The organism is Heliomicrobium undosum (assembly GCF_009877425.1).
Taxonomy (GTDB): Bacteria; Bacillota; Desulfitobacteriia; order Heliobacteriales; family Heliobacteriaceae; genus Heliomicrobium; species Heliomicrobium undosum.
The window spans coordinates 35,175-58,418 of the sequence record NZ_WXEY01000021.1; the positions used below are offsets into that span (position 1 = coordinate 35,175).

The 23,244-nt window shown below is 58.3% G+C and carries 22 protein-coding genes and 1 riboswitch; of the genes, 4 read left to right on the forward strand and 18 right to left on the reverse strand.

The genetic code is table 11. The features are described 5' to 3' along the window. Positions 1–58 precede the first annotated feature (58 nt). Positions 59–1,054 carry an MBL fold metallo-hydrolase gene (locus GTO91_RS14435; RefSeq protein WP_161259440.1) on the reverse strand — a complete coding sequence of 332 codons (996 nt, stop codon included), beginning with the start codon at positions 1,052–1,054 and terminating at the stop codon, positions 59–61. A gap of 102 nt (positions 1,055–1,156) precedes the next feature. After that, positions 1,157–2,563, reverse strand: a complete 1,407-nt coding sequence (locus GTO91_RS14440) for an aspartate ammonia-lyase (protein WP_161259441.1) — start codon at positions 2,561–2,563, stop codon at positions 1,157–1,159. Between the two features lie 129 nt (positions 2,564–2,692). Between GTO91_RS14440 and GTO91_RS14445 the strand changes: the two genes are divergently transcribed. Continuing rightward, a complete protein-coding gene (locus GTO91_RS14445) occupies positions 2,693–3,187 on the forward strand; it encodes a GNAT family N-acetyltransferase (RefSeq protein ID WP_161259442.1) in 495 nt (164 codons plus the stop codon). 18 nt (positions 3,188–3,205) lie between these two features. On the opposite strand, the gene GTO91_RS14450 is transcribed toward GTO91_RS14445, so the two are convergent. The 5 genes from GTO91_RS14450 to GTO91_RS14470 form a co-directional block, all read right to left on the reverse strand. Continuing rightward, positions 3,206–4,078 carry an NAD-dependent deacylase gene (locus tag GTO91_RS14450; RefSeq protein WP_207709034.1) on the reverse strand — a complete coding sequence of 291 codons (873 nt, stop codon included), beginning with the start codon at positions 4,076–4,078 and terminating at the stop codon, positions 3,206–3,208. Between the two features lie 412 nt (positions 4,079–4,490). Beyond that, positions 4,491–6,167, reverse strand: coding sequence for an AMP-binding protein (locus GTO91_RS14455; RefSeq protein WP_207709035.1), 1,677 nt, complete (start codon positions 6,165–6,167; stop codon positions 4,491–4,493). Positions 6,168–6,349: 182 nt separating this feature from the next. Then, on the reverse strand, positions 6,350–6,646 hold the full coding sequence (locus GTO91_RS14460) for a DUF3784 domain-containing protein (protein ID WP_161259443.1): 297 nt from the start codon (positions 6,644–6,646) through the stop codon (positions 6,350–6,352). A gap of 185 nt (positions 6,647–6,831) precedes the next feature. Then, entirely contained in the window at positions 6,832–8,007 is a 1,176-nt protein-coding gene (metX, locus tag GTO91_RS14465; protein WP_161259444.1) for a homoserine O-acetyltransferase MetX, read from the reverse strand. Between the two features lie 15 nt (positions 8,008–8,022). After that, positions 8,023–9,318 carry a homocysteine synthase gene (locus GTO91_RS14470; RefSeq protein WP_161259445.1) on the reverse strand — a complete coding sequence of 432 codons (1,296 nt, stop codon included), beginning with the start codon at positions 9,316–9,318 and terminating at the stop codon, positions 8,023–8,025. A 105-nt stretch (positions 9,319–9,423) separates the two neighbouring features. Next, positions 9,424–9,545, reverse strand: a riboswitch (SAM riboswitch). 276 nt (positions 9,546–9,821) lie between these two features. On the opposite strand from GTO91_RS14470, the gene GTO91_RS14475 reads away from it, so the two are divergent. Together GTO91_RS14475 and GTO91_RS14480 are read left to right on the forward strand one after the other, a co-directional pair. Continuing rightward, positions 9,822–10,730 carry a ComEC/Rec2 family competence protein gene (locus GTO91_RS14475; RefSeq protein WP_161259460.1) on the forward strand — a complete coding sequence of 303 codons (909 nt, stop codon included), beginning with the start codon at positions 9,822–9,824 and terminating at the stop codon, positions 10,728–10,730. A 255-nt stretch (positions 10,731–10,985) separates the two neighbouring features. Beyond that, the gene (locus GTO91_RS14480; protein WP_161259446.1) at positions 10,986–12,185 is read left to right on the forward strand and encodes a VanW family protein; all 1,200 of its coding nucleotides are present in this window, start codon (positions 10,986–10,988) and stop codon (positions 12,183–12,185) included. Positions 12,186–12,326: 141 nt separating this feature from the next. Here GTO91_RS14480 and GTO91_RS14485 read toward each other — a convergent pair whose 3' ends face one another. The 3 genes from GTO91_RS14485 to trmL all read right to left on the reverse strand — a co-directional run bounded on the left by GTO91_RS14485 (position 12,327) and on the right by trmL (position 15,127). Further along, positions 12,327–13,184 (reverse strand): MTAP family purine nucleoside phosphorylase, encoded by an 858-nt coding sequence (locus GTO91_RS14485; RefSeq protein ID WP_161259447.1) that lies wholly within the window; start codon positions 13,182–13,184, stop codon positions 12,327–12,329. Positions 13,185–13,412: 228 nt separating this feature from the next. Continuing rightward, positions 13,413–14,513 carry a 6-phosphofructokinase gene (locus GTO91_RS14490; RefSeq protein WP_161259448.1) on the reverse strand — a complete coding sequence of 367 codons (1,101 nt, stop codon included), beginning with the start codon at positions 14,511–14,513 and terminating at the stop codon, positions 13,413–13,415. Positions 14,514–14,665: 152 nt separating this feature from the next. Next, on the reverse strand, positions 14,666–15,127 hold the full coding sequence (trmL, locus tag GTO91_RS14495; RefSeq protein WP_161259449.1) for a tRNA (uridine(34)/cytosine(34)/5-carboxymethylaminomethyluridine(34)-2'-O)-methyltransferase TrmL: 462 nt from the start codon (positions 15,125–15,127) through the stop codon (positions 14,666–14,668). A 578-nt stretch (positions 15,128–15,705) separates the two neighbouring features. On the opposite strand from trmL, the gene GTO91_RS14500 reads away from it, so the two are divergent. After that, a complete protein-coding gene (locus tag GTO91_RS14500; RefSeq protein ID WP_161259450.1) occupies positions 15,706–17,631 on the forward strand; it encodes an aconitate hydratase in 1,926 nt (641 codons plus the stop codon). A 58-nt stretch (positions 17,632–17,689) separates the two neighbouring features. Here GTO91_RS14500 and GTO91_RS14505 read toward each other — a convergent pair whose 3' ends face one another. From GTO91_RS14505 to GTO91_RS14540, 8 genes are all read right to left on the reverse strand, one after another. Then, positions 17,690–18,112, reverse strand: coding sequence for a GNAT family N-acetyltransferase (locus tag GTO91_RS14505; protein ID WP_161259451.1), 423 nt, complete (start codon positions 18,110–18,112; stop codon positions 17,690–17,692). A 188-nt stretch (positions 18,113–18,300) separates the two neighbouring features. After that, positions 18,301–18,750 (reverse strand): GNAT family N-acetyltransferase, encoded by a 450-nt coding sequence (locus GTO91_RS14510; RefSeq protein WP_161259452.1) that lies wholly within the window; start codon positions 18,748–18,750, stop codon positions 18,301–18,303. Between the two features lie 236 nt (positions 18,751–18,986). Further along, entirely contained in the window at positions 18,987–19,445 is a 459-nt protein-coding gene (locus GTO91_RS14515; RefSeq protein ID WP_161259453.1) for a C-GCAxxG-C-C family protein, read from the reverse strand. A 44-nt stretch (positions 19,446–19,489) separates the two neighbouring features. Beyond that, positions 19,490–19,987, reverse strand: a complete 498-nt coding sequence (locus GTO91_RS14520) for a metallophosphoesterase family protein (RefSeq protein WP_161259454.1) — start codon at positions 19,985–19,987, stop codon at positions 19,490–19,492. Between the two features lie 281 nt (positions 19,988–20,268). After that, the gene (locus GTO91_RS14525; protein ID WP_161259455.1) at positions 20,269–20,646 is read right to left on the reverse strand and encodes a hypothetical protein; all 378 of its coding nucleotides are present in this window, start codon (positions 20,644–20,646) and stop codon (positions 20,269–20,271) included. A 170-nt stretch (positions 20,647–20,816) separates the two neighbouring features. Beyond that, entirely contained in the window at positions 20,817–21,098 is a 282-nt protein-coding gene (locus tag GTO91_RS14530; RefSeq protein WP_161259456.1) for a DUF503 domain-containing protein, read from the reverse strand. Positions 21,099–21,235: 137 nt separating this feature from the next. Then, complete coding sequence (locus GTO91_RS14535; RefSeq protein ID WP_161259457.1) at positions 21,236–22,324, reverse strand: PRC-barrel domain-containing protein; 1,089 nt, start codon at positions 22,322–22,324, stop codon at positions 21,236–21,238. After that, positions 22,321–23,244 (reverse strand): hypothetical protein (locus tag GTO91_RS14540; RefSeq protein WP_207709036.1); only part of this gene is annotated, 924 nt, incomplete at its 5' end. The genes GTO91_RS14535 and GTO91_RS14540, both read right to left, overlap by 4 nt.

A 23,244-nucleotide genomic window follows, 5' to 3' on the forward strand; every position in this document is an offset into this window, starting at 1 on the left:
CATCTCTCTGCGGTTTCACCTTTTTTGGGCATATTCAACTAGGGGCTTATCGCCTTACTCATCTTGTCGCATATGTAAGCCACGGATCCAGCGCATCGGCCGGATTCTTTTTTTCACTTTCGCCTGCAGCTTGATAGTAACCATTCTCCCCCTGCGACCGCACCAGACCCGCCCGCTCCAACAGGTCCAGGCAGCCGAGGGTCTTGCTTATGACCATATAGGGCTGGCTCTCGATCTGCCGGGGATAGAGGCGCGCGGCGATCTCGCGCAGGGGCGACGGTCCCTGTTCCCTCACAATGGCATGGACCTCCAGCGCTTTCTGGCGGTAATGGTCGACGGTGGCGTCTAGTTCCGCCGCAAGGTCTGTGAAAGGTTGACCATGGCCGGGATAGAGGGTCTCGGCATCGAGGCGGCGCAGCCGGTCGAGGCTCTTCAGGTACATGGGGAGCGTGGGCACCCGTTCCCCTTCCACATGATAGATGAAAGGATTGGGCGCCAGCCCGGGAATGACCGTGTCGCCGGTGAAAAGCCAGCGATTTTTCTTTTCCCAGAGCGCCACATGGCCGAGTGAGTGGCCCGGTATGTCCACCACGTCAAAGCGCAGGCTGCCTGTAACGATGGTCTCCCCTTCTTCAAGGGGCTGGAAGGTCACGCCAGCGGGGCGATACTTCTCGGGTATCCAATGGTTGGTGTCGAATTGGCTGGGGTCCCAGCCGGGGGGCAGATCCCATCCGTCAAAAAAGCCGATCGCCTTCTCGCTGCTCAGGCGCAGCGTGTACAGATCGAGGGGATGGAGGCGCACAGGAATGCCCGCCTCCTTCGCCAGGACCTGGGCGAGGCCGACATGGTCCGGATGAAAATGGGTCACCACAATCTCCTTGAGCGCTGCCACAGGGCAACCCAGGGCCTCCAATCGTTCCGTCAGGATGGTGTAAGCCTCCCGCGTCGGCGGACCGGTATCAATCAGCATGGGCCGTTCGTCATCGACAAAAAAGACATTCACATCGCCGACCATATAGGGGGTAGGCAGGGCGATGGGGATGATCTGTGCCATCAGACATTCACTCCTTACAACGTGAACCGCCGGACCGTTATTCAGGCAGTCCCCCCCCAAAAGCCTACCACATCCGATGCCGTCGCGTCGACCAATTCGTTCCTATGACGAGGCCCGACCCTTAGCCAGTCCGGGCCGCGCCAGTTCCTCTGGCTTCAACAGTTCATCCAACTCCCTTTCCGAGAAAGCGCCCGATTCGAGGAGAACCACTCGGATGGACCGGTTTTGGGCGATGGCCTGCTTGGCCAAGGCGGAGGCCTGGTCATACCCAAGCCGGGGCAAGAGCGCTGCAATCAGGCTGACGCTGTTCTGCAAGTGATGGAGACAGCGGCCCTCATCGGCGGTAATGCCCCGGATGCAGCGCTCGGCAAAGAGCCGCATCGCCCGGCTCAGCGTCTCCATGGCCGGCAGGAGGCTGTCGGCAATGAGCGGCAAAAAGGCGTTCAACTCCAACTGACCGGCCTGAGCCGCCAGGGTGACGGCCAGGTCGCGGCCCATCACATCATAGGCCGCCTGGGTGAGCATCTCAGCCATGACGGGGTTTACCTTGCCAGGCATGATCGTCGACCCGGCCTGCACGGGCGGAATCCGGATCTCCGCCAGGCCGGCCCGCGGGCCTGAGGAGAGGAGGCGCAGGTCGGACGAGAGCTTGACCAGGCTGGCCGCATTCGTCTTCAGCAGTCCCGAGACCTCGACAAAGACGTCGGCGTTTTGTGTGCCGTCAACCCGGTCATCCATGGCAAGCACATCCAAACCGCTCAAATCGCGCAGCCGTTCCATCACCAGCAAGAGGTATCGTCGATCGGCGTTCAGGCCGGTGCCGACGGCGGTGCCACCCAGGTTGACATAGCGCAGCCTCTCTCCGGCCTGAAGATAGCGCAACCGGTCCCGGGCGATGGCGCCGGCCCAGGCGGAAAACTCCTGGCCCAAGGTGATCGGCACGGCGTCCTGCAACTCCGTTCGCCCCACCTTGAGGACGCCGTCGAACTGAGCCTCCTTTTCCCGCAAGGCGCCGTGCAGCGCCGCGCAGGCATCGGCCAGGGGGCGCTGCAGGCGGAGCACGGCAAGTCGCAGCGCCGTCGGGTAGACGTCATTCGTTGACTGGGACAGGTTCACATGGTTGATCGGGTGGATCCGGCTGTAATCGCCCTTTTGACCACCGAGGATTTCTATCGCCCGGTTGGCGATGACCTCGTTCATATTCATGTTGGTTGAGGTGCCGGCGCCCCCCTGGAGGGCGTCTACGATGAACTGTTCCTTCCGCTCCCCGGCGGCGATTTCCGCGGCAGCCTGGATGATGGCCTTGCCCCGCGCCTCATCGATGAAGCCCAATTGCAGGTTGGCCTCTGCGGCCGCTCTTTTGACGACAGCCAAGGCCTTGATCAGTTCGGGATGGACGGTCCGGCTGGAGACGGAAAAATTCTCATCGGCCCGGGCCGTATGAATCCCGTAATCGGCGTCGGCGGGGATTTCCTTTTCTCCGATCAGATCTCGTTCAATTCGGTGCAATGTGATCATCCCCCATCAATGAGAGGTTGCCCGAGCTGAACGGACCTCATGAACGGCTTGCGTCCCCGCCGATAAAACCTCTGGTATAATGGGTGTATGATCGAATTGAAAAAACAGGAGTGGACAACCATGTTGCTGCGCGACGCCGTAGAATCGGATCTGCCTGCCATCGTCGCCATTTACAACTCCACCATCGCCAGCCGGCTGGTGACAGCCGATACGACGCCTGTTTCCGTGGAGAGCCGCCTACCCTGGTTTCACGACCACTATCCCAATGGCCGCCCCCTCTGGGTCCTGGAAGTGGACGGGGTCATCGCCGGCTGGCTCAGCTTCCAGTCCTTTTACGGCCGACCCGCTTACGCCGGAACCGTCGAGGTGAGCATCTACATCGCCGAGTCGTTCCGCAGCCGGGGGATCGGCCGCTTCCTGCTGCAAAGCGCCATCGAGGCGGCGCCGGCCATGGAAGTACATACCCTGCTCGGCTTTATCTTCGCCCACAACCTGCCGAGCCTCGCCCTTTTCGAGGCGCTGGGCTTTGCGCGCTGGGGACACCTGTCCCGTGTGGCCGTTCTGGATGGTGTGGAGCGGGATCTGGTGATCTGCGGACGGCGCGTCACGGGCTAGGATCTTACGCAGGTTTTGTCAGGGGCCGACGGACGCTTCAGCGGGATTTTCAGCGCTGATCAGCACTTCATCGGCGATCCGATCGAGCGCTTCCGCCGCCGGCGTCCGGATCACCCAGTCAGCGCGGTCATCCAGCGGTGTCGGCTCAGCGTTGATGATCAGCAGCCGCGCCCCGCGCTCGACGGCCCAGAGGGGACAGAGATTGGCCGGGCTGACAGCCAGCGAGGAGCCCACAACGACGAAAAAATCGGCCTGCCGGCTCCAGCGGACGGCTTCAGTCCAGGCTTCCTCAGGCAGCCCCTCGCCGAAGAGCACCACATCGGGCCGTAACATTCCCCGGCAGCGGGGGCAACGGCATTCGTCGCCCCGGCGGTAGCGCCCCTCCTGGTAATCGGCTTCCCAGTCGGAACGCGCGGGCAGCATTTGCCGACTGTCGTATCCGGCGCGGCAGGAGAGGCAACTCACCGTCCGCAGCGTGCCGTGCAACTCGACGACCCTCTCCGAACCGGCGCGCTGGTGCAGGCCATCGACGTTCTGCGTGATGACTTTTTGGAGAAAACCGGCCTGTTCCAACTGGGCCAATCGAAGGTGGCCCAGGTTGGGCGCCACCTCCCAGAGACGGGCGATGCGCCACTGATAAAAAAAATAGAAGGCATCGGGCTGCCCAAACATCGCCTCCGGCGTGGCTAGGCTCTCGGGCTGCTGTTTCCACAGCCCCCGGGCGGAGCGGAAGTCGGGCAGGCCTGATTCGGTGCTCATCCCCGCGCCTGAGAAAAGGACGGGGCATTTGGCCTTTTTCCAGGCAGCGGCGATGCGCCCGAGCATCCCTTCCTCGCTGATCCAATCCTCACTGTTCCTTTCCTCTTGGCCGATGTTTTTTCCCTTGACCAACCGGCGACACGCCCTTTCCATTCTATATTCATCATTCATCGTAAGGAAAAGCGGACGGAAAAACAACGCGCTGATTCTCCCTTCAGAACCTCTTCCACGGCGCTTCCCCACCCTCTATCATACCGAATAATTTGCTCGGAGCCTGCGGCTTCGGGTCTTTTGGTTTTCGTTCATTTTGAGATTCTGCTTGGAAACTCTATGTGAAAATTCGTCCATCCGCTGTCTCGATCTGCCAGCGATGAACCGCCTCTACGGCATCTTCCCTGGGCGCTTCCGCCCTGGTCAGCGCCGCTGATGTATGGTAACGGCGATGGACAAGAAAAGACTGCCTCAGCGGGCAGCCTTTTTGCTCATCATATACCTTTTGTTGCTTATCGGCACGCTTCCGTAACGGCGCTTCTTACGCCGTTCCTTACGCCGTTTCTATCTTCGCCGCATCCTCCAACCCCAACTCCTTGACAAAGATCTCTTGAAGCTTGAACTTCTGGATCTTGCCGGAGGCGGTCATCGGGAAGTGATCGACAAAGCGGACGTATTTGGGGATCTTGTAGCGGGAGATCTTGCCGCGGCAGAAGGTGCGGATCTCCTCTTCTGTCGCCTCTTCGCCCTCCTTGAGGATGATGCAGGCCAACGCCTCTTCGCCGTACCTGGGATCGGGCACGCCGACGACCTGCACGTCCTTGACCTTCGGGTGGGTGAAAAGGAACTCCTCCACCTCGCGGGGATAGATGTTCTCACCGCCGCGGATGATCATGTCCTTGGCCCGCCCGGTGATCCGGCAGTAGCCTTCCTCGTCCATGGTGGCCAAATCGCCCGTGTGCAGCCAGCCTTCGGCGTCAATCGCCGATTCCGTCGCCTCGGGGTTGTTGTAGTAGCCCTTCATGGTGCCGAAACCGCGCGCGCACAGTTCGCCCTGGGTGCCGCGAGGGATTTCCAGACCCGTGTCGGGGTGGACGATTTTCACCTCCACATGGGGGAGGGCTTTGCCAACGGTGCAGACGCGGCGCTCCAGGCTGTCATCGGTGCTCGTCTGAGTGATGACCGGCGAAAACTCGGTCTGTCCGTAGGCGATGGTGATCTCGCGGATGCCCATCCGGTCAATCACCTTGCGCATCACCTCAATAGGGCAGGGCGAGCCGGCCATGATGCCGGTCCGCAAGGAGGTGAGGTCGTACTTGGCAAAATCGGGATGGTCCAACTCGGCGATGAACATGGTGGGCACGCCGTAGAGGACGGTGCCGTGCTCCTGCTGGACCGCTTCCAGGACGCCTTTCGGCGTAAAGTACTCCAGCGGCACCATGGTGGCCCCCTTGCAGACACAGGCGAGGGAACTCATGACACAGCCGAAACAGTGGAAGAGCGGCACAGGGAAGCAGAGCCGATCTTCATGGGTCCACTTCTGGCAGTCAGCCACCATGTTGGCGTTGTTGATGATATTGGCATGGCTCAGCATAACCCCCTTGGGAAAGCCCGTCGTCCCGGAGGTGTACTGCATATTGATGACCTCGTCGTAGTGGAGGTCACGCTGGCGCTCAGCCAATTCCGCATCGGAGACAGCGCGGCCCATGTCGATGAGATCCTGCCAACTGTACATGCCGGGATGCTTCGCCTGGGGATCGCGGCCGATAAAGATGACGTTTTTCAGTTTGGGCAGCCAACGGACGTTGAGCCGGCCCGGCTCGGAATCGCGCAGCCCCGGACAGAGTTCGTTGACGATCTCCACGAAGTTGTTGTCTCGGAACCCGTCGATCAGGATCAGGGTAGTGGCGTCCGACTGGCGCAGCAGGTACTCCAGTTCAAAGGAGCGGTAGTTCGTGTTCACCGTCACCAGGACAGCGCCCATCTTGGCGCTGCCGAACTGGGTGTAGATCCATTCGGGATAGTTGGTCGCCCAGAGAGCGATATGTTCCCCTTTTTGGACGCCTAAGGCCATCAGTCCCTTAGCCACCTCGTCCGCCTTCTCGCGGAACTGGGTGTAGGTCAAGCGTAGATTGCGGTCGTCAGTGTAGACCAGAGCTTCCTTTTCGGGATAGCGGGCCGCTGTCTGATCCAGCAGGTCCCCAATCGTGATTTGCAACAATTCGGACAAGTACGTCACTCCTCGATTCGCGATCCGTTCCACTTACTCCCGAAAAGGGTGTAGAAAAAGCCAGGGTTCCGCAGGGAATCCTGGTCTGAAACGGTCTTCCTATTCGCGAATGAGGCAGAAAAATCCTTCGCATGTTCAAATGTTTTTTATGTTTTATTCAATTGATGTGCAACGTTCCCCCACTAATACTTCCGCGCAACATCAGAAACACGGCTCAACCAGAGCGCCAGCACCAGGAGATACCCGAAGAAATAGACATAGGCAAAACGTTCGGGAATCACCGGCCCTGCCAGGATCAGCAGCAGCGAAACGGCGCCGATAGCGATAAATTGGTTTGCCACCCAACGGACGAGGCCCTCCTTGTCCTTCGCCTCATCGTAACCGGCCAGCCATTCCACCGTCTGTCCCTTTTTAAGAGCGAAGCCCCAGGCGAAAAAAAAGACCATGTTGAAGAGCGGGAGCAGGGTGTTCACTTTCATGACCGTTTCCTCCCTTCCCATAGGAAAAGGGGCGCCCCGGCGCCCCTTCTTGCTGATGTTCTGCTTCGATTGCTGCATGGTTTGGTTTCTATCGACGGGGCTCCCCTTGGATTGCGCCGGCATAACGCCCTGAATATCTGAATAAGCGAACCGCATTTCATGCCGCCCGTTGAGACCCGCCTCCGCTACACCTGCCTCATATCGGCGATCCCATTGACAAAGGACGCCACAACGGGGCGCATCCGTTCAAACTCGACCAAGAAGGCGTCGTGACCGTGGGGGCTTTTCAGTTCCCAGTAGCCGGCGTCACAGCCGGCTTTTTTCATGATCTCGGCCATCTCGATCATATAGACGGGCGGGTAGATCCAGTCGGAATCAACGCCGATGAAAAGCGTCCGGGCGGCGATGGAGGCGAGTGCCTTCTCGTAGCCGCCGCGGCCGCGGCCTACATCAAGCAAGTCCATGGCCTTGCAGAGGTACATGTAGGTGTTGGCGTCAAAACGTTGGACCAGTTTGTCGCCCTGGTAGTGCAGGTAGCTCTCGATCTCGAAGCGGTTGTCAAAATCAAAGTATGCCTTCGGCTGGTTGTTCGTCATCCGTCGTCCGAACCGGGCGGTGAAGAGTTCGTCGCTGCGGTAGGTGACCATGCCGAGCATCCGGGCGATGGCGAGGCCCTGGGCCGGCCCTTTTCCGGGCGCGTAGTCACCGCCGTTCCAGGCGGGATCGAGCATGATCGTGCGGCGCATGATCTCGTTGAAGGCGATGCCCATGGCCGTCATGCGGCCGGCCGTGGCGATGGGCAGCAGGCCGTCCATCATGTCCGGGTAGGTGACGCCCCATTCGAGGACCTGCATGCCGCCCATGGAACCGCCAGCCACGAGCAACAGCCGTTCGATGCCCAGGTGATCGATGAGCGCCTTCTGCACCCGCACCATGTCGCGGATGGTGTAGACAGGAAAGTCCATCCCATAGGGACGTCCCGTCTCCGGGTTGATGCTGGCCGGCCCCGTCGTTCCCCGGCAGCCGCCGAGGACGTTGGAACAGATGATGAAAAAGCGGTTCGTGTCAAAGGGCTTGCCCGGGCCGATCAGGTCGTCCCACCAGCCCGGCGCCTTTTCGGCCGGGTGGTTCTTGCCGGCGGCGTGATGATCCCCCGTCAATGCGTGGGCGATCAGGATGGCGTTGGAGCGTTCCCGGTTCAGGACGCCATAGGTCTCATAGGCCACCGTGATGGGGCCGAGCCGGCTGCCCGATTCCAGCACAAAGGCGTCGGACCCCTCGGCGAAGGTAAACGTTTGGGGTTGGACGATCCGTTCGCGGCTTCCCATCAACCCCCAGTTGGCAACGGCCCCAGTGCTCATTCGGATCCCGCCTTCTTACGCCCGGCCTTCGGCGGCCCGCAGCGCCTGATCAAGGTCTTCTATCAAATCGTCCGGGTCTTCCAGACCGATGGAGAGGCGCACCAGATCGGGGCTGACGCCGGCGGCGCGCAAAGCCTCCTCGGAGAGTTGGCTGTGGGTCGTCGACGCCGGGTGGATGACGAGGGACTTGGCGTCGCCCACGTTGGCCAGGTGGGAGAAGATCTGCAGGCTGTCGATGAAACGACGCCCCCCTTCGACGCCGCCTTTGATGCCGAAGGTGAGGATGGCGCCGGCGCCCTTGGGCAGGTATTTTTTCGCCAGATCGCAGGAGGCGTGGTCGCTGCACTCGGGGTAGGAAACCCAACTGACCAGCGGGTGGTTCCGCAGGAAGTCGACGATGTGGCGAGTGTTGCTCACATGGCGATCCATCCGCAGGGAGAGGGTCTCCACACCGTGGAGCAACAAGAAGGAGTTGAAAGGGCTGATACAGTTGCCCATATCGCGCAGGAGTTGCAGACGCGCTTTGACGACGAAGGCCGCCGGGCCGATGTCCTTGGCGTAGACGACGCCGTGGTAGCTCGGGTCGGGGTTGATGAACCCGGGGAACTTGTCGTTCTGAGCCCAGTCAAACTTGCCCGAATCGACGATGACACCGCCGATGGAGGTGCCGTGACCGCCGATGAACTTGGTGGCCGAGTAGACGACGATGTCGGCGCCGAAGTCAATGGGCCGGCAGAGGGCGGGCGTGCCGAAGGTGTTGTCAACGATTAGGGGGATGCCGGCTTCATGGGCCACAGCGGCGACAGCCTCGATGTCGAGCACGTCACACTTGGGGTTGCCGATGATCTCGCCGTAGATGGCCTTCGTCTTTTCGTTGATGGCAGCCCGAAAATTGTCGGTGTTCGAGGGATCGACAAAGCGGATCTTGACACCGAGACGAGGCAGCGTATGGGTGAAGAGGTTGTAGGTGCCGCCGTAGAGGCTGGTGGCAGCGACGATCTCGTCACCGGCAGAGCATATGTTCAGGATGGACAGGGTGATGGCCGACTGGCCCGAGGAGAGGGCCAATGCGCCGACGCCGCCATCGAGGGCGGCAAGCCGTTTTTCCAGCACGTCAGTCGTCGGGTTGTCGATGCGGGTGTAGATGTGACCGGGCTCTTTCAGGGCAAAGAGGTTGGCGGCATGCTCCACATCACGAAACACATAGGAAGTGGTCTGATAGATCGGAACCGCCCGGGAAAGGGTGTCCTGGTCGGGCACATGGCCTTCGTGCAGGGCGATCGTGTCAAAGCGCCATTTTTTCTCTGTCATGGCTGTGCTCCCTTCTCGTCTTTCATAACGTTATAACACCCTTCAAGGGGGTACGGGCGGGATGCAAAAACCCCCTGCGCAGACGCAGGGGGTATACTTCTATCCGCCTCATCTGCCAGGACGAGTCCGTCCTGAAGGAATTGGCACCATGTCGCATCAGTTCCCACTGTTTGCGACGGGTTGCCGGGTTTCATCGGGCCCTTTCCCTCCACCTCTCTGGATGAGTGTCTTCAATTTTCGGCCGGCTCCATAATGGGCAAGCGCTTGGAGTTTATTGTACCCGTGACAGCGGTTGCCGTCAATTGAAAAAATGAAAGGTAACAGAAAATTTACTGACTATGTTATCACCCACTACCGGTCGGGCAGCTTGCCTCGACCAAGCTTCTATTTATCTTCCACTCCGATGGAGGGAATGGCTTGTCCCCGTGGAATACATCATCGTTGTCGGATCGACATTAAGATTCCATGAAAAAGAAGGAGGCCTTCTGTTGCGCAATCGCTGGTTGAAACCGCTTTTTCTGTGCCTGCTGGTCCTCGCCTTGGCGCTGACGGGCTGCTCCAAACCGTCGCCTAGCGCAAAAGCTCCCGGCTCGGGAGGATCGCCATCCACAACGACGACACAGGCAGCCTCACCCCAAAGGGCTGCCCAGGACGTATTGCGCGTTCATTTCATTGATGTGGGACAGGCGGATTCCATCCTGCTCCAATCCCCCGGCGGGCGTTTCGTCCTTGTTGACGGCGGCAATGTAGATGACGGCCGGCTGGTTGTCGATTACCTGAAGCGCCAAGGGGTCAAAGAACTGGCCGCCGTCGTGGCCACCCACCCCCATGAGGATCACATCGGGGGACTTGATAAAGTCCTCAAAAGCTACCCTGTCGGCCAGGTGTACATGCCCAAGGCGACGACAACCACGAAAACCTTTGAGTATTTTTTAAACGCCGTAAAGGCGAGCGGCGCCAAACGGGTGGAAGCGAAAGGCGGCGTGAAACTGGATGTGCCCGATATGGACGGCGTCTTCCTCGCGCCGAACGGGACCGGTTATGAAGAGATGAACGATTACAGCGCTGTCCTCAAGGTCAACTACGGCAAGACCTCCTTCCTGCTGACCGGCGACGCCGAGGCAAAATCGGAAGGTGAAATGCTGGCCCAGGGATATGATCTGAAAGCAGATGTGCTGAAGGTGGGGCACCACGGCAGCACCAGTTCCACCACAAGCCCCTTCCTGAAGGCGGTATCGCCGAAATACGCCTTCATTCCGGTGGGCGACGGCAACGACTACGGCCATCCCCACAAAAAAACCCTCGACAAACTGGCCAAAGCCAGCGTGGAGGTCTTCCGGGCAGATAAAAACGGCACTGTTGTGGTCACCAGTGACGGGAACAAGGTCAACTTCGAACTGGAAAAACGGTAAAAACAAAAGCATTCGCTCATAACGCTAATCGCGTTAATAAGGATGAGCATCATCATCTGTCCGCTTCACGCGGACAAGGAGACTTATGAGTCGGGATAAAGGCCCGGCTCTTTTTTTGTTTTCGCCCTTCTATTCTTTTGGGAACTAGCCCTTCTATTTTCAGTTTAATTTGAATAAATAGGTATAGTAGGATATTTTTTCCATTTTTTCTTTTTGGTCTTCTTCGGTTGACCCATTATTGGCGGAGGTGGTTCTTTGAAACGTTCGGTCCGATCCTGCCTGTTGGTCTTCGCCCTCGTTCAGGTCTTCGCCTGCAGTGAGGCGGAAGCGCTGCCATTGCGCAAAGCGCCCGCGTCGATGCCGCCGCCGGCGGCGCTGGCAGCGGTTTTGCCTGGCGCGACGACTACGTCTACGCCTTCCGTCTTGACACCGTCTAACCCGACTTCGACTGCGACAACCCCTCCGGGGAAAACCCCGTTGACCGCTGCCTCCTCGGGCGCGGGATTGACAACGCCATCTACATCAACACCGTCCAGGGTCATTCCGTCCACACCTACGGCGCCGAGCACAGTTGATCCGGTTGCTCCCGCTGTCCCCACTAGCCCTGCTACCTCAGTTGACCCGGTCCCGGCTAATTCGGCCGACCCAGCTATCCCAGCTAAACCGGCCAACCCAGCTAATCCCGCTACCCCAGATAACCCCAATACCCCGGGGACGACCGACACCACCCCTGTCGCTCCTGTTTTATCGGGTGGAACCATCACCCTGTATATCGGAGAAGAGACGTTCGCCTTCCTCCCCAATAAAGAAATCGCCGCCGTAGATGTCAACAACTGGACCTACATACCCTCCAAGGATCCCAAAGAGGCCCGCGTTGCCGCCGTTCGCTTTGCCGATTCGCTCCCCAGTCACATCCGGCTCCGCGAGGGCGCCGTCAACATGATCACCGATGCCCTGACCGCAGCAACGGACACCGAAGTAGCCGTCCCCTCCTGGCGCCTCGCCTCCGATGTCCTGCTTTCCATGGCCCATGTCAGCGTAGCCGGCGGGCAAAACGCCTCCGTGGCCCTTGACCACATCGACGGGCTGGTGCTGCAACCCCGTGAAGTCTTTTCTTTCAATAAGGCCGTGGGCCCCCGTGAGGCTCACAACGGCTTCGGACCCGGTAAGGTCCTCGTCGGCACTCGATACATCACCGAAATGGGCGGCGGCGTCTGTTTCTCTTCTACCATCGTCCACCAGGCTGTCGTCCATGCCGATGAACAAAGCGGCCTGAAAGTCATCGAACGCCACCGGCACACCCGCCAGGCGCCTTACGTGGAACCGGGCGGCGACGCCACCGTCTATTACGGTGCCATGGACTACAAGTTCCGCAACGGCGACTATATGATCGCCATTGAAAAACAGAAGACAGACGACGGGATGGGCCTCCGTTTCTGGCGGGCGGTCAACTAATCGAGGGCAGGGACGACAACTTTCAATGAAAGCCCATTCAAAAACCATATTAATCCAATCAGTTCGGACTGACCATGCAGCCGCTGGTTTCCACTGGAATCCAGCGGCTATTGCTCATGGTGGCCAGCGATCAAGTCGATGTTACTCGTCGTTCCGATCGCGAAGCAAGGTCGTCTTGCGAAGGGTGGCGCACTCGCACCCCGGATGCGCATCGCCTTGTTTATCCGGCAAGGACTCGAGCGCCATGAGCAAACGACGCGCGGCAGGCTCCGACTCCTCATAAAAGATGTCCTTCAATTCCTGGTGGGACCAGTCGGTGATCACCCCTTCGGCGTAGTTGACCACCAGTTCGAGACGGGCGTAGCAGGCGCCGATCTCTCGAGCCAGGTAGACCTCCGGCGCCACACTCTGGCCGATCACATCACCGCCGGCAATGCGAAAAAAGCGCACCTCGGCCGGGCTCTCGAAATGGCGGCCGTCGGTGACAACATAGTTGGAACGGTCAAAGACGCGTCCTTTGCCGGGCAGCGCCTCGGAAGCGTCGATGAAAGCGCGGCGCAGGATCGGGCAAAAGGGTTGGCGCATGATGCAGAGGGTCGGCGTCCCCAGATCGACATCCTTGCGCATGGAAAAGTCGATGTAATCATGGGGGATGACGAGGTCACGCGGGCGCAGCAGTTCATTGATCGCCCCGACGCCGCCCTCGGAGAGGATCTGTTTGACGCCGGCCTGCTGGAAGACCCAGAAGATCTGCCGCGAGGCGTCGGCCCGCTTTACCCCAGGCCTCCATCCGTGCATGACACAGGTGAGGGCGCGCCGCCCCTTTAATTCAAAGTAGACAAAGGCGGGGCTAGGGCCGAAGGGCGTCTCCCACCCCGGGTATGTCTCCAGAACCGTAAGGCCTGGCACATTGAGGGCTTCCGGGAAGCCGAGCGAATTGGTGCTAGAACCGCCGATGATCGCAAAAGGAGCGGCGGGGATAGACGCGGGAGAATGCATGGGCGATAACCTCCATCGGCATCTAAGATTTCCGTTTCGTCGTCTCGTTCGTGTCTCGTTCGGTTGACTTTCGTCCTTATGAAAGTTTCACCGGAAGACCGCCGAACTATGGGGCGGCAAGGCAAGAGCCGGGCAAAAGCCCGGCTTGCGCTGTTTTCCAGAACCCATTTTTATCATGTTTCATAAAGAAACCATTGTTAATAAGACATCCCTGTTTTACTGCCTCGATCAATCGCCAAAGGAGATCCCCACGGACTTGGCTGCCTGGACGATCTGACCTTCCGTTTTCACCTGCTTGGCTGTGCCGACGGCCTCTTCGAGGGGCACCGGCAGGATCTTCGGCGTCCGCAAGGCTACCATCTTGCCGAACTGTCCGCTCATGATGGCATCGATGGCAGCCGAACCATAGCGGGTGCTGAGGATGCGGTCCTCCGCCGTCGGCGAGCCGCCCCGCTGGACGTGACCGAGGACGGTGACGCGCGTCTCCATGCCGGTGCACATCTCCAATTTCTGGGCCACCACGTGGCCGATGCCGCCGAGACGGACAGGGTCGTGGCTCTGGGCAACCAACTTCTGGACGACCAACTCGCCGCCGATCTCCTTGGCCCCCTCGGCGATGACGACGATGGAGAACTTGCGTCCCCGCTCAGCCCGGGCGCGGATGTGTTCACAGACCTTGCCCAGGTCGAAGGGGATTTCAGGGATTAGGATCACATCAGCGCCGCCTGCCAGCCCTGAGTAGAGGGCGATCCAGCCGGCATAGCGGCCCATGACCTCCAGGATCATGATCCGGTGGTGGGACTCGGCGGTGGTATGGAGCTTGTCGATGGCCTCGGTCGCCGTGGTGACGGCCGAATCGAAACCGAAGGTGACATCGGTGGCCGAGAGGTCGTTGTCGATCGTCTTGGGCACACCCACAACGGGGATGCCTTTTTTATGAAACTCAAGGGCGATGGACAGGCTGCCGTCGCCGCCGATGATGACCAGGGCGTCGATGCCCCGCTTTTTCATGTTGGCGATGCACTGCTCCGAGCGGTCTTCAAAAGTCAGCTTGCCATCCTTTTCGACGGCGTAGCGAAAGGGGTTGTCCCGGTTGGTCGTGCCCAAGATGGTGCCGCCCCGGTGCAGGATGCCTGATACGCTCGACTCGGTGAGCGGCTCCATCACGTCATTGACGAGTCCGTAAAAACCGTCGATGATGCCGACAACCTCCAGGTCGTAGCGCCGAATGGCTGTTTTGACAACCGCGCGGATGACCGCATTCAGTCCCGGACAATCGCCGCCGCCGGTCAGCACCCCGATGCGCTTGATCTGGCCTTGCATCCACATACCCCTTTCTTCATTCCGGTTCCCCGAATCAACGGGAAGTCGCTGTGCCGCACCAAATCCGCTTTGCTGCACCCGAACCGATTTTAAGTCAACCACTTCTGTTTTTACAATCCAATCATGCCATGGGCCGACCATGCCCGATTAGGCGCCCTTTACACCAGTCCCGCAAATCCGTTTTGGCGCAATCCCTCAAAGACGACGACAGAGACCGCGTTGGACAGATTCAGCGAGCGGGCGTCCGCCACCAGCGGGATGCGGGCCACCTGTTGGGGCCGTTCGTTCAGGATCTCTTCCGGCAACCCCTTCGTCTCCTTGCCGAAGACGAAGAAATCGCCAGGCCGGTAGTGGAACTCATGGTAGGCCTTTTTCCCTTTGGTGCTCAACAAGTAGAGGTTGGCCTGCCCGTGCTTTCCGAGAAAGGCGGCCCAGTTATCATGGACATGGACCTTGACCAGATGCCAGTAGTCCAGTCCGGCCCGTTTGAGTTGCTTGTCGTCAATGGAAAAGCCGAGCGGTTTGATCAGGTGCAGTTCGCAGCCGGTCCCGGCGCAGAGCCGGGCCACATTGCCCGTGTTCGGGGGGATCTCCGGTTCTACCAATACGATGTGAAACAATGTTGTCGACACTCCATCTGCTTTGGTAAATTGGCAAAAAGTAGCCGAATGGCACGAGGTAACAGTTCTCCCCGTTTTGTGAAAAATCCTTCCTGCCATTGGTTTGGGGGGTCCTTGTTTGTTATATTCTCACGAATAGATAGTTAACTCTATAAATCGTGAGCGTCATCAACCATTTCCTCGTATTGTGCCACACTACAAAGATATCTTGTATCGGCCCGCCGATTGCCCGCTGGGGTGCATAGATGAAGAGGAGATATCGGCTCTGTTGCTTTTTCCTCTATTTCAGGCTGACCTTATTGTTAAAATCACTCCCGGCGCTACCAGTATAGCCCTTCCTTCATGTGTCTTGGGGACGGCACCCTTGCAAGGATAAGTCCATCTTCTCCATCAGTTTTGGCGCTCTTCATGTATAGTGGATACACGCCCGAAGCGCCTTGTCCATCAAGCCTTTCCAATGATATACTTTCCTACTGTAACGGACACTGCGACAACAGCGTCGTCATTCATATTTACTTCATCGCGTCGCTTGCATACCCAGAGAAGCAGTGACTGAGCACTATGGAGGAGGGAAATCCGTGGGCAAAAACCTTGTGCAAAAAATCCTCGCAGCCCATCTGATTGAAGGGGAACTGGTTCCCGGCAAAGAGATCGCCATCCGCATCGACCAGACCCTGACCCAAGACGCCACCGGCACCATGGCCTACCTGCAGTTTGAAGCCATGGGCGTTCCCCGTGTCAAAACCGAACTCTCCGTCTCGTACGTCGACCATAACACCTTACAGAGCGGCTTCGAAAACGCCGACGACCACCGCTTCTTGCAGACGGTGGCGGCCAAGCACGGCATCCGCTTCTCCCGCCCCGGCAACGGCATCTGCCACCAGGTCCATCTGGAGCGCTTCGGCGTGCCCGGCAAGACCCTGCTCGGCTCTGACTCGCACACCCCCACCGGCGGCGGCATCGGCATGATCGCCATCGGCGCCGGCGGCCTCGACGTGGCTGTGGCCATGGGCGGCGGCCCCTTCTACCTGACCTGCCCGAAAGTGGTCGGCGTCAACCTGGTGGGCAAGCTCTCCCCCTGGGTCTCGGCCAAGGATGTCATCCTGGAAGTCTTGCGCCTGCTCTCCGTCAAGGGCGGTGTCGGCCGGATCATCGAATACTGCGGCCCCGGCGTGGCCACCCTCTCTGTTCCGGAGCGGGCCACCATCACCAACATGGGCGCCGAACTGGGCGCCACCACCTCTGTCTTCCCCTCTGACGAAGTGACGAAAGCTTTCCTGAAGGCGCAAGGCCGCGAGGACGCCTGGGTCGAACTCGGCCCCGACGCCGACGCCACCTATGAAGAGACGCTGACCATCGACCTGTCGGCCCTCGAACCGGCCGTTGCCTGTCCCCATATGCCCGACCTCGTCAAAACGGTCCGCGAAGTCGGCCCCATCAAGGTCGATCAGGTCCTGATCGGCTCCTGCACCAACTCCTCCTACACCGACCTGATGCGCGTCGCCGGCATCCTCAAAGGCAAGACGGTCCACCCGACGGTCAGCCTCGGCATCGCCCCCGGCAGCCGCCAGGTCTTCGAGATGCTCGCCCGCAACGGCGCCCTGGGCGATCTGATCGCCGCCGGCGCCCGCATCCTCGAATCGGCCTGCGGCCCCTGCATCGGCATGGGCCAGTCGCCCAACTCGGGCGCCGTCTCCGTGCGGACCTTCAACCGGAACTTTGAAGGCCGCAGCGGCACCAAGGACGCCTCCATCTACCTGGCTAGCCCCGAAGTGGCCGCCGCCGCCGCCCTGACGGGCCTTCTTACTGACCCTCGCGAACTGGGCGAGGCCATCGACGTGCCCATGCCGGAGCAATTCCTCATCGATGACCGCATGGTCCTCGAACCGGCCGCCGATCCCGCCGGCGTGGAAGTCCTGCGCGGACCGAACATCAAGCCCCTGCCGATCAACCAATCCCTGCCCGAGAGCCTCCGGGCCGGCGTCATCCTCAAGGTGGGCGACAACATCACCACCGACCACATCATGCCGGCCGGCGCGAAGATTCTGCCCCTGCGCTCCAACATCCCGGCCATCAGCCAGCACGTTTTTGCCGGTGTCGACGCCACCTTCGCCGAGCGGGCCAAAGCGGCCGGCCAGGGCTTCATCGTCGGCGGCCAGAACTACGGCCAAGGCTCCTCGCGGGAACACGCCGCCCTGGCGCCCATGTACCTGGGCATCAAGGCCGTCATCACCCAGTCCTTCGCCCGCATCCACCGGGCCAACCTGATCAATTTCGGCATCCTGCCCCTCACCTTCGCCGATGAGGCTGACATCGCCAAGGTCAGCCAAGGCAACGTCCTCGAAATCGCCGACGTGGCCGCTAAGCTGGGCGCCAGCGAAACGCTGGAGGTCCGCAACGTGACCACCGGAGAGACCTTCCTCGTCCGTCCTGACCTGACGCCGCGTCAGGTGGCGATTATCAAGGCGGGCGGGTTGTTGAACTATACGAGGGAACAGGCGTAAGCGAACACATCTGGATTTGTGCCCCTTGGGTAAAAACCCAAGGGGCTTATTTTTATTTCTAAGCGAATACCCTTCTCCGCATACACCTCACCTTCCCCAACCGCTCACCAAACCCCCACTTCTCATAAAACTGCACCAATTCCGGCGCGCAAAAGAGTTCAAAGATATGTACCGATTCCAGTTCCGGATGGCGGATGATCCGCTCCATCATCTGCCGCCCCAGTCCCCTGCCTCTGTATCCCTCATCCACAACGATGTCGACCAGCATGGCCTTATAGGTAAAGTCTGTGATCACCCGGGCAAAGGCGATGATTTTCTCAGACTCCAAGTCGCGAAAGGCCAAAACGACGCTGGAATGACGAACGGCCTTTTTGAATTCGTCCAACTTGCGCTCCTTCCCCCACCATTCCCGCTTGCACAGTTCATAGGCTTCCTCTATCTGTGTATCTGTCAGTGTTTCCACCACGTCATAAGCCGTCATTTCAGATACCGCCCTTCTATTCTTATCCATCCCACGCATCCTTGCTCGATTTTTCTCTTTCCACCCAATATATCCCTGCCAGCGGTATTAAAGGAATATAAAATGGCCCCCAATGCTTTCATCAGAAGCCTAGGAGCCATTTTCCTTCATGCCACTCTTCATGGCGTGGCGTCAACAGCACGGTCAACTTACCTGAGCTGTTTCCGGTACAGCACTTCATCATACCCTTTTTGATAAAGGTCCTGCATGATTCCCACTTGAGAGAACCCAAATGCTTCAACAAAAGCGCAGGCCTCTTTATTCTCCACATGGCATACGCAAAAAACGCTACGCGCGTAAGGCTTCACGACACGGATCGCGTGCTCCAACAACGCTTTGCCGCTCCCCTGCTTTTGAAAGGATTCCTTTACGGCAGACATCCGGAGATAGGCGCCAAACTCCCCCATCCCATTCCGCCGCACCGTGATAAAGCCGGCCAACTCCCCCTCTTTTTCAGCCACATAAATCTTATCCGGCATATTCAAAAGAATTTTCTTGGCCCGTTCATCATTGATGCCGTAATCGGCCCAAGGTGCTAAAGAAGAAATCAATTTGGCCAGGGCGGGGATGTCCTTGCGCGTGCCCATACGGATCTTCACGGAGGTCAGCCTCCCTGTTTTCCATCTTCCTTTCAATTCCCATACTCCCACGGGAATTAATGCAACCATGAATGGAAAAATGGTTGGACATTTTCATTCTATGGTCCTATAAATGGGAACGTTCTGAAAAAAATCATAGCCATAATCGCTTTTGACCACGATGTATCTTCGTCGAAAAATAAAAAACGCCTCCGCATTACCGGAAGCGTTTCAATGTCTGAGTGTATAAAAGGGACCTATCGGTCTTGCAACCGCCATTCCTGGAGGAGCGATTCGAAGATCTCCGCTGAATCACGCACAAACTTGGGACAGCGCGTGTTGTGGTAATCAGCCTCCTTCGCCTGCTGCCGTCCTTCCGGCGTGCTCACATCGCAGCCCAGCAGTTCTTTGCACCGGAGAAGACCGTTCCGCTCTTGAAAGCGCTCCAAGAACGCATGGACCCGCTCATAGGTCTTTTCCTTGTTCTCGCTGTCGTCGCCGCTCTTTTGTCCGTAGAGAAGGCCGATGGCCATCATCGCGCCAGTGACTGCGCCACAGGTCTCTCCCGTCCGAGCGATGCCCCCGCCAAAAGCCGCAGCCATCCCTTTCGCAGTTTCCTCATCGACACCGCACTCCTCAGCAAAGGCGGCGATCACAGCCTGGGCGCAGTTGTATCCTCCAAGAAAAATCGCTGCTGCTTTTTCTGCTTTTTCCATTGTGCTGTTCCCTTCTTCGTTTATTACTCATTTGTTAGCGCAAATCAATCAAAAAACCGGATATGATTCGCCAATATGGACTGCCCACAGACCTCCAAGCGCGCTGCCGTCACGGGCAGGTGGAAACGGCGGGGTCCTGCGCTCCCCGGATTCAGGTAGAGGACACCCCCTTTCCATGTCTCGTCAGGACAATGAGAATGACCGTAAATCACGGCCCCATACCCCTGCGCAACCGGATCGATATCGAGTTCGTTGATGCTATGGAGGACATACAATCGGATATTGCCGATCTGCACGGTCTCCCTTTCCGGCAATTTCTCCTGCAGTTCTCCCCGGTCGCAGTTTCCTCGCACGGCGATGACCGGCGCAATGCGGCCCAATTCCCGGAGCGTTTCTGCGCTGCCGATGTCACCGGCATGGATGATCAGGTCTACACCCGCTAAGGCCTGAAACAACTCCGGCCGGATGAGTCCGTGGGTATCGGAAATGACGCCGATGCGCTTCGATTCCCTTCCTTTTGATTCAACACGGTCGGATTCCATGGCGATTCATCCCTTCGGCTTCGCCGTGATTTTCCTCTGACCTGTCAGCGATTGTTCGGAACAGCGCCCTCAAGGATCGTTATTCTCAATGTATCACGGAAAAAAACGCAATGGAAGAAAAAAAGATCTTGTTCAATCCCGAAAGAGATCAACCCCGCCGCCTCCGGAAACCAGATGGCAGCGGGGTTTTTCGCCAAGGGACTTCTCCCATATATACGATTGGCGCCCCAGGGCCGCGTATCGAGACAAGCCCAATTATCGGAATAAGGCCACCTAAGGCCCTATTGCGGTGCGACAGACGGCGCTTGCAGCGGTGATAGATACAGGGTGATGACGATCCCCTGGCCCTTCGATTCTTCCACGATTTTTTGACCGACGGTGACGATTGCCTGGGCAGCCAGGTTCAACAGGACGCCCGGTATCGTCGGGAAGGTCTTGCTGAGAAAGTCTTTTACCGTTCCGGCCTGTTCCGTCACGAGATTTCCCAAGGCTTGGGTAAGCGATTCGGCAAGGTATAACTGGGCTGTTTGGGGAAGTGACAAAACAAATTTTGTTACCCCGCCATCGGCGGCTTCATGGTTGACGACAGCCCCTTGTTGATGTTGTTCCAACAACTGCGCAACCGCTTCACCGCTTTTTTCGAGAAGTTCCTTAAACATGAGAAAAACCCCCTTTTTCCTGCATTTTATTACAAGTAAGAGCTTTACTCAATGCTACCATAAGGAGGTTTTTTGACTATTTGAGGTTTTTAATAGAAACTTCCTTCGAACACGCTTCTCTACGGCTCCATGGTTCTCCATCTTTCATCAGGGCAACGATTTGCCGTTGTTCAAAAAACTTCCGTATCGACAGCGACAACATCCACCTCGCCCGACCCCTCGATCTGCCGGACCGCTGCGTCAAGAACCTGGCGGATATGGGTGCGGTCATTGCTGACGACAGCCAATCCGATGACCGACGCCTGCCAGAGGTCGTGCTGATCCACCTCGGCAACGGAGATGTTGAACTTCCCCCGCAGCCGCTCGACGATGCTCTTCAGCACCCGGCGTTTCCCTTTCAAAGAGTCGACGCCATGGATATGTAGGCTCACTTCGCTGTAGCCAACAGACACCTTCGCTTCCCCTACCCTTCCACGATTCAATCGCCAAGAGGCGCCGGCAGACATTTTTTATTATCGTCCCTTTTTGCTCGCAAAGAAAAACGCGGGCGGAACACCCTTCTCTAGCGCGTCCGCCCGCTTGTTTTTCGTTACTCTTTGACGTTCATGATCATTTCCAGATACTTGCCGGACTGGCGAACCTTCTCGATCAGTTCTTCCGTGACGAGGTCACCCTCTTCGGCGACCGTCTCACCCAGGTTGTTGGTGATCGTCTTAGTGAGCACCTTGCCCACATAGTACTTATGCTGCATTTGGCCGAACAAGGGGCCCCGTTCCTGCCCGTCGCCGCCTTCCGGCTTTGCCTCAGCATCCTCATTTTTCTCCAGCGCCGGGAAGGTGAAGGGTTCCGCTTCGTTGGGCTTGTCCTCCCGTTGCGGGCGAAGCGAACCCGGATCGATATCCTCGAAGGGCTGGGGGTTGACGGAAAGGTCTTCAATCACCCGCAGGACCGGCGCCTTTTCCACCAAGGGCTCTTTAAAAGGGCGAATCGGTTCAGGAACTACCTTCGGCGCCTGCGTGATGGAAGAGGTCATTGTCGTAACCGGAGCGGCTGGCGCCGGTGACGCCGGGACCGGCGCCGCTGAAACAGGCACAGAAGCAGGGGCAGCAACCGGAGTTTTAGGCGAGTCAACACCGGGAACGGAGCGAACGGCCGCAACAGCATTGGCGACAATATGGCCGTCGTATTCTTCCAGTCTGGCTTCGTCCAGGTCTTCTACGACGATCAATACGTCACGGCCGAAAGTGACGACACTCTCCGCCGGGATGATGCGGGCCCCCAGCGTTTCCTGGGAGGGCAGGAGCAGGCAGCCGGTGATTTTGCCAGAAGCCACATCAACGAAGTACTCGTTGACAACGCCGATCAGTCGACCCCGCTTGGTCAACACCTTCGTCCCTTTGACCTTGACCTGACGTTGGATCAGTCCCTGCACTTCGGGCAAATCGGTCAGGCGCTGCAGCGCCTCTTCGCTCTCAATGGTAACGGCATACTCGCCAACCCCTTGGAGCCGTTCAAAGGGAATAACCTGCGCTCCGAGATACCAAGACTCGTTTTCCACCATCAGGTATTCGACAGCGCCTTGGTCAGGATTGATGATCAGGTCACGGACCAAACCGAGTTCTCGACCATCGTTGATGCTGATGATGGCCAACCCGACAATGTTCTGGCTCTTGGTCACACAGCCGTCCTCCTTGTCACATTTCTATCAGCCGCCGTTCGCGGCGCGCGATACGTTTTCAGGTAGTTTTCAATCTCCGCCAGGATGGGGGCGGGCAGATCTCCCCGGTGCTTTTCCCAGTATCTGGTGATCTGATGGTAGGCTTCGTCATGTTTGTCCATCAGTTCGTATATGGCGCACATTTCAAGGACGATGAACATCTCGTCCTCCATGCTGATCCCGGATCGCGTGGCCTGTTGGAAGATCTCCAGAGCGCCCCAGAAATCGCCGCGCGTTTTGTGCCGGAAGGCATCGTCCATCAAACGGCCGAGATCGGGAACCGGCTGACCTGCAGGTGACGGGACTGCGACACAAGCCGCCTGTTCTGTCAAAGAAAGCGTTTCTGCCGGCGAATCGAAACAATCTTCTTCCGGCGAGTTCTCAACAATTTCTTCAAAACCCGCTTCCAGCATCTCTTCCGTCAGGGTCACGTTCAATTCTTCGATTACGCCCAAATCGGTTTCGGTATCGGTATCAGAAAGACAGATCTCGATCTCGTCAGTTTCGTTTACCTCGCCCGTGTCTTTTATATTCCTTGCTTCCTTTTCCAGATCTGCGGCGGGCTGCGAATCCACTTGTTCTTCAAGTTCTACAGAAACCGTCAGCGTGATCGCTTCAGCCTCCTGCTCCTCAGAAGAAGGCATCTCGACTGCTTCTATCTCAGGGACTTCAAGAGAAAGCGCGGCGAGCGCCTCTGCCTCTTTTTCTTCAGCGAAAGGCATCGCTACGACTTCTATTTCACGCTCTTCAGAAGAAAGCGCGGCAAGAACCTCTGTCTCTTTTTCTTCAGCGAAAGGCATCGCTACGGCTTCTACTTCACACTCTTCAGAAGAAAGCGCGGCGAGAACCTCTGCCTCTTCTTCTTTACCGAAAGGCGTCGC